The sequence below is a fragment of the Streptomyces sp. NPDC055254 genome, from assembly GCF_053606025.1.
Genome location: NZ_JBSGQV010000007.1, coordinates 30,594 through 40,980 on the forward strand (window position 1 = coordinate 30,594; position 10,387 = coordinate 40,980).

At 68.2% G+C, this 10,387-nt stretch carries 10 protein-coding genes and 1 pseudogene; 9 read left to right on the top strand and 2 right to left on the bottom strand.

The window, feature by feature from the left end; translation table 11 throughout:
* Positions 1–25: 25 nt before the first annotated feature.
* A complete protein-coding gene (locus tag ACWFQ8_RS09965) occupies positions 26–1,621 on the bottom strand; it encodes a beta-N-acetylhexosaminidase (RefSeq protein WP_453785699.1) in 1,596 nt (531 codons plus the stop codon).
* Positions 1,622–1,892: 271 nt separating this feature from the next.
* Here ACWFQ8_RS09965 and ACWFQ8_RS09970 point away from each other — a divergent pair, with 271 nt between their 5' ends.
* From ACWFQ8_RS09970 to ACWFQ8_RS10010, 9 genes and pseudogenes are all read left to right on the top strand, one after another.
* Positions 1,893–2,168, top strand: coding sequence for a hypothetical protein (locus ACWFQ8_RS09970; RefSeq protein WP_030008735.1), 276 nt, complete (start codon positions 1,893–1,895; stop codon positions 2,166–2,168).
* Between the two features lie 55 nt (positions 2,169–2,223).
* Complete coding sequence (gene glmS / locus ACWFQ8_RS09975; RefSeq protein ID WP_453785700.1) at positions 2,224–4,041, top strand: glutamine--fructose-6-phosphate transaminase (isomerizing); 1,818 nt, start codon at positions 2,224–2,226, stop codon at positions 4,039–4,041.
* A gap of 875 nt (positions 4,042–4,916) precedes the next feature.
* Positions 4,917–5,228 (top strand): hypothetical protein, encoded by a 312-nt coding sequence (locus ACWFQ8_RS09980; RefSeq protein WP_453785701.1) that lies wholly within the window; start codon positions 4,917–4,919, stop codon positions 5,226–5,228.
* Positions 5,225–5,866 carry a DUF5819 family protein gene (locus ACWFQ8_RS09985; RefSeq protein WP_453785702.1) on the top strand — a complete coding sequence of 214 codons (642 nt, stop codon included), beginning with the start codon at positions 5,225–5,227 and terminating at the stop codon, positions 5,864–5,866. Before ACWFQ8_RS09980 ends, ACWFQ8_RS09985 begins: the two co-directional genes overlap by 4 nt.
* On the top strand, positions 5,863–6,864 hold the full coding sequence (locus tag ACWFQ8_RS09990) for an HTTM domain-containing protein (protein ID WP_453785703.1): 1,002 nt from the start codon (positions 5,863–5,865) through the stop codon (positions 6,862–6,864). The genes ACWFQ8_RS09985 and ACWFQ8_RS09990 overlap by 4 nt, the downstream gene beginning before the upstream one ends.
* A 241-nt stretch (positions 6,865–7,105) precedes the next feature.
* Positions 7,106–7,600, top strand: coding sequence for a hypothetical protein (locus tag ACWFQ8_RS09995; RefSeq protein WP_453785704.1), 495 nt, complete (start codon positions 7,106–7,108; stop codon positions 7,598–7,600).
* A 93-nt stretch (positions 7,601–7,693) separates the two neighbouring features.
* A complete protein-coding gene (locus ACWFQ8_RS10000; protein WP_453785705.1) occupies positions 7,694–8,104 on the top strand; it encodes a thiol-disulfide oxidoreductase DCC family protein in 411 nt (136 codons plus the stop codon).
* 8 nt (positions 8,105–8,112) lie between these two features.
* On the top strand, positions 8,113–8,979 hold the full coding sequence (locus tag ACWFQ8_RS10005) for a serine hydrolase domain-containing protein (protein WP_453785706.1): 867 nt from the start codon (positions 8,113–8,115) through the stop codon (positions 8,977–8,979).
* Between the two features lie 133 nt (positions 8,980–9,112).
* Positions 9,113–9,652: pseudogene (locus tag ACWFQ8_RS10010) on the top strand (Scr1 family TA system antitoxin-like transcriptional regulator); the annotation flags it as partial.
* Positions 9,653–9,799: 147 nt separating this feature from the next.
* Here the strand turns inward: ACWFQ8_RS10010 and ACWFQ8_RS10015 are convergent.
* Positions 9,800–10,177 (bottom strand): hypothetical protein, encoded by a 378-nt coding sequence (locus ACWFQ8_RS10015; RefSeq protein WP_453785707.1) that lies wholly within the window; start codon positions 10,175–10,177, stop codon positions 9,800–9,802.
* Between the last annotated feature and the right edge of the window lie 210 nt (positions 10,178–10,387).

Genomic DNA, 10,387 nt, shown 5'->3' on the forward strand with positions numbered 1-10,387 from the left:
CGCGCCCGTCCACCCCGATGGGACGCTACGACCACGGCACGTCGGGCGCCCGGTGGTAGGTGACCTTCTGCGCGTCGAGCCGGGGGCCCTGCGCCGCGAGGCGCCTGCTGTACGAGGCCCAGTCGAGCGCGCCGGCCGGCGACCAGCCCAGCTCCGCCAGTCCCAGGACCCGGGGGAAGGCCATCAGCTCCCAGTCCCCGCGCGTGGCGATCGTCTCCGTCCACAACGGGGCCTCCACGCCCAGCACCGCGGATTCCGGTACTCCCGCCAGGTAGTTCCCCGGGTCCCAGGAGTAGGCCCGCCGCACCGGCACGTAGCCGGCCCAGGCCAGCCCCGGCTTCGTCGCCGCGTCGTACTTCATGTCCAGGTAGAGCCGGTCCGCCGGCGACAGGATCAGCCGGTGCCCCGCCGCGGCCGCCGCGCTCACGGCCGCCTTCTCCGCGGCCGGGGTCCGATCGTGCCCCCAGTACTGGATCACCGCCCCGTCCGCCGGACGGGCCGCCGCCAGCTGGTGCCAGGCCACCACCGTCTTGCCGTGCCGTGCCACCACCGCCTGGGCCCGGTCCATGAAGGCCGCGTAGTCCGCCGCGGACGTCCGGTGCGCCTCGTCGCCGCCGATGTGCAGGTAGCGGCCCGGCGTGAGCGCGGCCAGCTCCCCGAGCACGTCGTCGATGAACTCGTAGGTCCGCTCCTTGCCGACGCAGAGGGAACTGAAGCCCACCTTGGTCCCGGTGTACCGCTCGGGGGCCTTCCCGTCGCAGGTCAGCTCCGGATAGGAGGCCAGGGCCGCGTTCACGTGCCCCGGCATGTCGATCTCCGGGACCACGTCCACGTACCGCTCCCCCGCGTACGCCACGAGCTGCCGGTAGTCGTCCTTCGTCCAGTAACCGCCCGGACCGCCGCCGACCTCGCTGCCGCCGCCGTACTCGGCCAGCCGCGGCCAGGAGTCGACGGCCAGGCGCCAGCCCTGGTCGTCGGTCAGGTGCACGTGCAGGGTGTTGACCTTGTACTGGGCGAGCTGGTCGACGTACCGCTGGACCTGCTCCACCGTGAAGTGGTGCCGCGCGATGTCGATCATCGCGCCCCGGTACGCGAAGCGGGGCCGGTCGGTGACCGTGCCCCCCGGCACCGTGCCCGGCCCGGACTGCGGGAGGAGCTGCCGCAGGGTCTGCCCCGCGTGGAACAGCCCGGCCGGCGTCCGGGCGGTGAGCGTGACCCCGCCCGGGCGGGACTCCAGCCGGTACCCCTCGTCGCCGACCCCCTCGGTCTCCTCGTCGATCCGGAGCCGGATCCCGTCCCCCCGGGACCCGTCGACCACCGGCAGCGGCAGCCCGCTCGGGCCGCGCAGCTGCTCCGCGAGGAGTTCGCCGACCTTGCGGACCCGCTCGTCGGGTCCCGGGCCGGTCCGGATGACCGTGCCCGGCCCGAAGGTGTACCCGGGACCCTCCGCCCGCGCCGATACGGGGGCGGGCAGCAGCCGTTCGAAGGGGGCGAGGGCGGCGGGCGGGTCGTCGCCGGGTCTGGCGTCGTCCCCGCCGCGGGCGGTGGTGCAGGCCGTGAGCAGGGCCGGGGTCAGGCCGAGGGCGAGGAGGGGGCCGAGCGTGCGTCGCAGGACTCTCATGCGCCCAGGTATAGGCCAAGGGGGCCGCTGAGACCGGTGCGCGAATCCCCGGACGGCGGAAATCATCCGGAAGGACGGCACATGGACCTTCGGCGGGGCGACCCGCTCCGGTCGGGCGTCCTCACGGTGGAGGTGTGCACGGCGGCCACGCGGGGCGTTTTGCGCGGTTTCTCACCGGATCTATCCATTCCCCTGGTCCAGACCATCGATATCCTGCCCGGAATCGGGCAGGATCTTTGCTTTCACCGACGTCTCCGGCCAGTATCTACGGGTGCTCGATCGCCGCCCGTCGCATGACGACCTCGTCGACCACCTGGTGCGCAGCACCGCGCTGCAGCGCGGGGAGGCCGCCCGGGTGGTGCTCGACGTGCTCGCCTACTTCGACGAGACGACCGAGGAGTTCGTCCGCCGCCGCCACCGGGAACTGCAGTCCGGCGGAGCGGTGAACGCGGAGATCTTCGAACGGATCGCCGCCGAACTGCCGCACCGCGCCGTGGCGCCCCCGGAGCTCTCGCTCCGGCAGCTGCGCCGCATCGTCTACGGCTGACCGGACGCGGCATCGAGCACGGGCACGAACCGAACTTCAGGAGGGGCAGAACCGTATGTGCGGAATCGTCGGTTACATCGGCAAGCGTGACGTGGCACCACTGCTGCTGGAAGGCCTGCAGCGGCTGGAGTACCGCGGGTACGACTCCGCGGGCATCGTCGTGAACAGCCCGAAGGCCTCCACCTTGAAGGTGGTCAAGGCCAAGGGCCGGGTACGCGAGCTGGAGTCCCGCGTCCCCAAGCGCTTCGCCGGCACCACCGGCATCGCCCACACCCGCTGGGCCACGCACGGCGCCCCGAGCGACATCAACTCGCACCCGCACCTCGACACCGAGAACAAGGTCGCCGTCGTCCACAACGGCATCGTCGACAACGCCGACGAGCTGCGCGCCAAGCTGACGGCCGATGGCGTCGTCTTCGTCTCGGAGACCGACACCGAGGTCATCGTCCACCTGATCGCCCGCTCCGAGGCCGACTCCCTGGAGGAGAAGGTCCGCGAGGCCGTCAAGGCGATCGAGGGCACCTACGGCATCGCCGTCATGCACGCCGACTTCGCCGACCGCATCGTCGTCGCCCGCAACGGCTCCCCGGTCGTCCTCGGCATCGGCGAGAAGGAGATGTTCGTCGCCTCGGACGTCGCCGCGCTGGTCGCCCACACCCGCCAGGTCGTCACCCTCGACGACGGCGAGATGGCCACCCTCAAGGCCGACGACTTCCGCACCTACACCACGAGCGGCGCGACCACGACGGCCACGCCGGAGACCGTGGAGTGGGAGGCCGCCTCGTACGACATGGGCGGCCACGACACGTACATGCACAAGGAGATCTCCGAGCAGCCCGACGCGGTCGACCGCGTGCTGCGCGGCCGGATCGACGACCGCTTCAACACCGTGCACCTGGGCGGCCTGAACCTGGACCCGCGCGAGGCGCGCGGCATCCGCCGGGTCAAGATCCTGGGTTGTGGCACCTCGTACCACGCCGGTCTCATCGGCGCCGGCCTCATCGAGGGCATGGCCCGCATCCCGGCGGACGCCGAGCCGGCCTCCGAGTTCCGCTACCGCAACCCGGTCGTGGACCCCGACACCCTGTACATCGCGGTCTCGCAGTCCGGTGAGACGTACGACGTGCTCGCGGCCGTGCAGGAGCTCAAGCGCAAGGGCGCCCGCGTCCTCGGCGTGGTCAACGTGGTCGGCTCCGCCATCGCCCGCGAGGCCGACGGCGGCGTGTACGTGCACGCCGGCCCGGAGGTCTGCGTCGTCTCCACCAAGTGCTTCACCAACACGGTCGTGGCCTTCGCGCTGCTGGCCGTGCACCTGGGCCGGATCCGCGACCTGTCGGTCACCGACGGCAAGCGGATCATCGAGGGCCTGCGCAAGCTGCCCGCGCAGATCCAGGAGATCCTGGAGGGCGAGGACGAGATCAAGAAGCTCGCGGCCGAGTACGCCGAGGCCAAGTCGATGATGTTCATCGGCCGGGTCCGCGGTTACCCGGTGGCCCTGGAGGCCTCGCTCAAGCTCAAGGAGATCTCCTACATCCACGCCGAGGCCTACCCGGCCTCCGAGCTCAAGCACGGTCCGCTCGCACTCATCGAGCCGGCCATGCCGACCGTCGCGATCGTCCCCGACGACGACCTGCTGGAGAAGAACCGCGCGGCGCTGGAGGAGATCAAGGCCCGCAGCGGCCGCATCCTCGCGGTCGCCCACCGCGAGCAGGAGAAGGCGGACCACACCATCCTCGTCCCGAAGAACGAGGACGAGCTGGACCCGATCCTGATGGGCATCCCGCTCCAGCTCCTGGCGTACCACACCGCCCTGGCCCTGGGCCGGGACATCGACAAGCCGCGCAACCTGGCCAAGTCGGTCACGGTCGAGTAGTCCACACCGCACGGCGCACGCGTACGGCCCCCGGAACATCCCGGGGGCCGTTCGCGTGCCCCTCCGCTGCCTCGACCACGTCGGCGGGCGCGGGACCCCGTGACCGGTCTCTTTCATCCGGAGCAGGATGTTGCGATCGGCCACCGTCGCGCCGTCGCCGATCCAGGCCCGCTGCCTTCCGAAGCTGCCCCCGGGCGCGCGCACTCGGCGCACCCGGACCGGCCGGGGCCGAGGCCGTTCCCACGACGCTTTCGTCTCTCGCCTGCTGGCGACGCCTCAACAAGCCCGACTCGTGATCGCGTTACGAGCTCTGTGCACGCGAACACGCAGAGCCCCGAGCGGGAAATTCAGTGACGCTGCTCACGCATCGCTCGCGCAATTTCGTGCATTTCAAGCCGTCGTCACCCCGTCAGCCCCTCAAGCCCCTCCTGGCCAGCATTCAAGTTGACCTGAAAGATCTCTCACGCAGAGTGAGGCCGTGAGTGGACTCCACTATTCCGCCACGAACGAGAGGGGAAAGGTTCCAGTCTATCCCTTTTGCCCCCACCTCGCTGAATCCGTGCGCATTACACACACCCGAGGGGCAAAGGTTTTTATTCAGACACGAGGCCGAAAAAGCACTCGCAATGGACACAAGATCGACTGTCGTGGAAAGGTAAAGCTCAGTTCACGGGCCAATTCAGCACGACAGAAAAGCCGGTGGAGCAGAGCGCTCTGCTCGACTGCCTGGAAAGCTGTCGTGGCTCGTGAACAACAAGGGACCTCACGATGTCCCGGTGCATCTTTCCTTGGTGCATTATCTGAAATGCAGTCCTGGGCATGACCAGCCCAGGCGTCAATCCTGGGTAATGACCAACCCAGGTAAAGGGGGAAAAATGAACAAGATCATTGCGACGGCTGGAATCGCCGCCGGCGGCGTGGCGCTCATGCTCGGCATGCAGGGCACGGCGCAGGCCGCAGCACCGCGTGTCGAGGCGCCGACCGCGGTCTCTCAGGACACCGGTGCGCAGCCGATGGCGATCGGCGGACTCGGCAAGGCCCTGGGCAAGGTCGGTGTTCACGTCAAGGCCGCGTGCCCCTCGGTGGCCAAGTCCGCCGGCCAGGTGGCGGGGAACTTCATGGGCAGCGTTGCCCCGGTCACCAAGATCGACGGTGCGAGCCAGATGGACACGGTCTTCGACAAGTGACCAGTCACATCAAGGCCAGGAGGGCAGCGCTGCTTGTCGGCGCTGCCCTCCTGGGCGCCTACCTCTCGGTCGCAGCGTTCTCACAGATGCCGCTCAATCCCGTCAAGCTGCGCTATTACGACAGAGTCAACAGCGTCATGCAGCCCTATCTCGCCCAGAACTGGATGCTCTTCGCCCCCGATCCGCTGTCGGACGAACGGGGCATCCTTGCGCGGGCCAGGTGCAGCGACGGCCACGTGACCGACTTCTACAACGTCACGCGGCCGTACGTGGAACGGGAACAGAACGACCGTTTCTTCGCCTCCCGCACGAACCGGCTCGTCAGCGGGACGATCTCTCAGCTGAACAATAGCGATCCCATCCTGGACAGGATGAGAAAAAGTGAGGAGGAGAGGAAGCAGCCAGTAATCCCTCTTGCCCCGTATGAGAAGACCACCCGCGAACAGGCAGAAAAATTCCTGTCTCGCTTCTCACTGAGGCAGCTCGCCGATGTCTGTTCCGGAAATCCCGTCGCCGCCGTTCAGGTACGCGCCTACGTCCACACGCTTCCGCCGTGGTCCAAGCGCAAAGACCCCTCGGCTGTTGGCGAGGCGACTGTCCAGGACTTGTCATGGCAGGAGGCCGGCGCACTGAAATGAAGCAATTGATCTCTGTCATCGATAAATGGGGCACCAATCCTGTCAGCTTGCTGGGCGTGTCCGGGACCCGCGCTCTCCTCGGATTCGTCGGCCTCATGTACTACGTCAGTCAGTATTCCGACCGGGAATACCTGTTCGGACCCGACGGCGCCCTTCCCTGGCACGATTTCACGGCCAACATAGCCGAGAACAATTCCTTCAGCCTTTACGCCCTCAGCGGTTCGGAAACATGGTTCGAAATCGTGTTCCACCTGGGCCTCCTCCTCGCCTTCTTGGCAATGCTGGGAATCGGCGGAAGGCTGGGGCTGGCCCTTCACTGGGTCTTCCTGTGGTCCATCTACGAGCGCCAGCCGTCACTCCTGGACGGCGGGGACAACCTGGCCTACCTCGTTATCCCCATGCTCCTGCTGACCCGCTGCTACGACCGCTTCTCGTTCCCCACCGGCCTGCTGAGCAAGCTCGTCCACCGCATCCCCGGTGCACTGCGGTCCCTGGCGACGCCACTGCACAACATCGGCGTTCTCGCCATCGCCCTGCAGATCTGCCTCGTCTACATCGTCAGTGGTCTCTACAAAATCCAGGGCCAGATGTGGCAGGACGGCACCGCTCTCTTCTACGTGCTACGGGTTCCCGAATTCACTTTCCCCGGCCTGTCGCACCTGGTCTACGAGAATGACTTCCTGGTCATCTCCGGCACCTACGCCACTGTGATCTTCCTCGTTTACTTCCCTCTGGGCCTTCTGGTCCCCGCGCTCCGTCCATGGGTCGCAGTGATGTCGATCGGATTCCACCTCGGGATCGCACTCCTGATGAACCTGACCGGTTTCGCGCTGACGATGGTGGCGTGCGACCTGGTGTTTCTGAGCGCGGGGCTGAGTGAGGCCCTCGCCCGCGGCACCGTGCTGGCCGACAGGGTGCGTTCCCGGTTCGGCCCCACCAAGACCGCCGAGGTGAAGAGCGAACCTGCCAACCCCCTGCTACCGGAGAAGGTCTCCTAGCCCTACGGGACCCCGTGACCACCGGGCGCCGGCGGCACATGCGCCACGCGCACGGAGGCGGTCCAGGGAAGCGAAACCACGGGCACACACCTCTCTGACCTGCGTGGCTCAAATGCGGCAGCGCAATTCCGGCACCTGCCTATGCTCGGGAGCGCCGGTCCCCATCACCGGGCCGGCCAGGAACAAGGAGCTGACAGTGGAATCGACACCGCCCCACGGCCCCCAGCGGAATCTGGGCAGCATGGTCGGTCTCTTCTGGGTCGGAGTGGACGGCCCGTACGTGGGTATGCCGCCCGTCGAACCGAATCCGGGCGTGCTCCTGTCGCCCGCGGGCCCGCAGCTTGTCGGTCCCGAACCGCTGCGATGGAGCTGGTCCGACGTTACGGATCTGCGGGTGACCGAAGCGCCGGTCCGGTCAGCGGCCACCCGATGGGCAACCCGCGCCGCAACCTTTGCTGCGGCAGCCTTGGACGCATGGGTTCCCGACAGCCCGGCGGAGATGACCGTGGTGATCGTCACGGGAAGCGACGAGATCGCTACGCCGGTCTATTCCGGTGCCTCGTCGGCATACACCCAACGGGAAGTCGATCTCTCGCTCGGGCTGCTGGCACGCATGGTGCGAGGCGAATTCTCACCGTCGGTCATGTCCGACTGGTGGGAGAAGACGCAGCCGGGCGAAGTGCTCCGGTCGCGGCACCGCGAGAGCCTCCTGGAGGAATGGCTGTCCACGGGGTGAAACACCGACCTCTTCCACACGGCTGAGATGTGGCGAGTCTCCCGGGGCCGCTCCCGCTGTCCTGCCCACCACTGACGAGAGGGGACTCTCACCATGGACAACATCACATCCGACGGCGTGACCAGACCGCACACCGTCCTGGCTTTCGACGGCGACTGCGGCTTCTGCCAGGCCGCCGTGCAACAGATCCGCGACCGCGCCCGGCCCCGGATATCCGCCGCCACTTGGCAATCACTCCCCGAGCACCTGACGCAGCCGCATCTCCTGCGACTGGACCGGGAAGTCCTGCTCTTCGTCGTCGACAGCCCACGCTGGGGTGGTGCGGACGCTCTCGCCCGCTTCCTCGGGTCCTCTCCGACCCGCCGCTACCGTGCGGTGGCCCTCTTCCTGCGGCTACCCGGCATCAGCCTGATCGCTCACCGGACCTACCGGTGGGTTGCTGCAAACCGGCACCGGATGCCCGCTGGAACCGCCGCCTGCGCGCTTCCCCGCCCCTCACACTGAGAGCACCCATGTCCTCGGTTCCCACCTGCATCTTCAGCAGCAACCAGGCCCCCCAGGTCCTCCACGGCCACGCAACGGACCTCTATGTACAGCTCGGTTCGCTGAGCAAAGTACTCACTGGGACGGTGTTGGCCCAGCTGGCTGCGGCAGGAACAGTCAACATGGATGCCCCTCTGGACGAGTTCCTACCGGTCCCCCCGAACACCGGCATCACTTTGCGGCATCTCGCCCTGCACACCTCCGGCTTGCCCCGAGTCCCTCCATGCCTGCGGCGGCGCGACCCCTACCTCACATTCGACGCGGCAGCCTTGCGGACGGTGCTCGGAAAGCTGGACTCCCTCACCACCGCCGAACCGGGCGCCACCGAGGAGTACTCCAACCTTGGGTACGCCATGCTCGGTGCGGCGCTCGTTGCTGCTGCGGGTATGCCATACCAGGAACTTCTGACCCGGTACGTTCTCGCACCTCTGGATATCGGGGAGGTGACGACCGCTCCTCCGCCGGACAAAAGCCTGTACAGCCGCGGCCTCTTCGGACGGCCGCGCCGCCCCTGGACCATGACCGGCGCGATCCTGCCCGCCGGGGGACTCTGGGCCACCCCAAGGGCCGTCGCCCGCCTGGTGCCCGCACTCCTCGTCGACCGGAAACTGGGAGATCCTGCGCTCTCCTGGCAGAGGGCCGGACGCTTGCTCTGGCACAACGGCGCCACCGGCGACGCGTCGATCTTCACCGGGGCGCTTCCTGACGGCAGCTGGGTGCTGGTGCACCGCCTCAGCGGACGAGTGAACCGCACCGACGAACTGGCCATCGCTCTCTTGAAACAGTTCGCACCCAGTCCATCCGACGAGCAGCCGTCGGATGGTGCCCGGCAATAATCGCCGCCGCCCCACGCCCCGCTGACGCCAGAGCCTTCGACCGGCTGTCGCGAAGAGCCGCCCGCGGAGTGGCGGCGCGGTCTCTCACAGCGGGCGCGTTGACTCTTGGACGCCGCCGAATGAGTGGCACGCCAGACGGATCCGCACCATGCAGACGGTGCACCTGCCGGGCCTTCTGCACCAGAGCGACTACGCCCGGGCGATCTTCGCCTCGGCCGTTCCGCCGCTTCCGGCATCCGAGGTCGAGCTGCGCGTCACCCACCGGCTCTCGCGGCAGCAGGTCCTGGAGGGCGCGAATGCCCCCGCGTACGTCGGCTACGTCCACGAAGCGGCCGTACGCATGCAGTTCGGCGGCCGGCGGGCGACGCACCCAACCGACGCACCTTTGTCAGATGTCCGAGCGACCCGACATCAGTCCGCGCGTGCTGACAGTGGGGGCCGGCGAGTTTCCAGGGGCCGGGCACGCCGTGATGTACGCCCATGGCCGGTACCCCAACTGGACACGGTCCAGCTGGATTCGGCCCACGGACCGGAATTCACACATGCCGAAGCACAGTGGTCCAAGTACGACGCGCACCTGAGCTGGATGGACGAGCATGCCCTCGACGAAACGGCTTCGCGCGACTTCATCCACGGCATCGCCCGCCGACTCCGAGGAGCCCGCCATGCCTGATATCGCGTGGGAAGAAACCTTCTGCGGCGAAGGCAACAACTGACAGACGTCCGGACACCGGGCAGATCGCGGGGAGCCGCCCGCCCGGCCGTCGCGGTACCTGCAGGAGCACGACCGCGTCCACATCGCTGATGAGCTGATCTCCGCCTACCTGGGATCGTCGCTTTCCCAGGGGTAGACGAAGAGGCCGGGCCGGATGCCCCATACGTTGAGAACGGTGCTCAGCTCAGACTCGTCCGGGGCGTCGGCGGACCTGATGAGGGCTGCCCCGAGGTCGTAGTCGAAGCCGTCAATGTGCTCGTGGTCGTACTCCCAATGCTCCAGCCGAAAGCTCCGTTCCACGTCGCTGCGAACCCATCCCTCGTCCCGGGCCCGGACATCCGGCTCGCTCCGCGCGGGACGGATGTCCACGAACGCGCGGCGATCCGGTCGCGATGCCGGGACTTCCACGACCAGCCGCCTCCCCAGTCGCAGCGCGGTCAGTTTGTCCGTCGGCCAGTCCGATCCGTCATTCATGCGGCTCATCTGTTCCCGTCCGTTGAGGGCTCAGGGGCCCGGGCGGGACCTCTGCGAACGCCCAACCCCGGACTCGCCGGAGCGCGGTGCAATCCCACCGACGACGCAGCAGTGGGGGGGGGGGGGGCGGCCCGGGCCGGCCCCGCCGGGGCAGGGGGCGCCCCCCCCCCCCCGGGGAGCCGGGGGGGCGCCCCCGGGGGAGGGGCACCCCCCCGGGGC

Excerpts from the sequence above, each read along its gene's own strand:
- ACWFQ8_RS09965 (WP_453785699.1), bottom strand. The coding sequence starts at position 1,621 with ATGAGAGTCCTGCGACGCACGCTCGGCCCCCTCCTCGCCCTCGGCCTG.
- glmS (WP_453785700.1), top strand. The coding sequence starts at position 2,224 with ATGTGCGGAATCGTCGGTTACATCGGCAAGCGTGACGTGGCACCACTG.
- ACWFQ8_RS09980 (WP_453785701.1), top strand. The coding sequence starts at position 4,917 with ATGAACAAGATCATTGCGACGGCTGGAATCGCCGCCGGCGGCGTGGCG.
- ACWFQ8_RS09990 (WP_453785703.1), top strand. The coding sequence starts at position 5,863 with ATGAAGCAATTGATCTCTGTCATCGATAAATGGGGCACCAATCCTGTC.
- ACWFQ8_RS09995 (WP_453785704.1), top strand. The coding sequence starts at position 7,106 with ATGGTCGGTCTCTTCTGGGTCGGAGTGGACGGCCCGTACGTGGGTATG.
- ACWFQ8_RS10000 (WP_453785705.1), top strand. The coding sequence starts at position 7,694 with ATGGACAACATCACATCCGACGGCGTGACCAGACCGCACACCGTCCTG.
- ACWFQ8_RS10005 (WP_453785706.1), top strand. The coding sequence starts at position 8,113 with ATGTCCTCGGTTCCCACCTGCATCTTCAGCAGCAACCAGGCCCCCCAG.
- ACWFQ8_RS10015 (WP_453785707.1), bottom strand. The coding sequence starts at position 10,177 with ATGAGCCGCATGAATGACGGATCGGACTGGCCGACGGACAAACTGACC.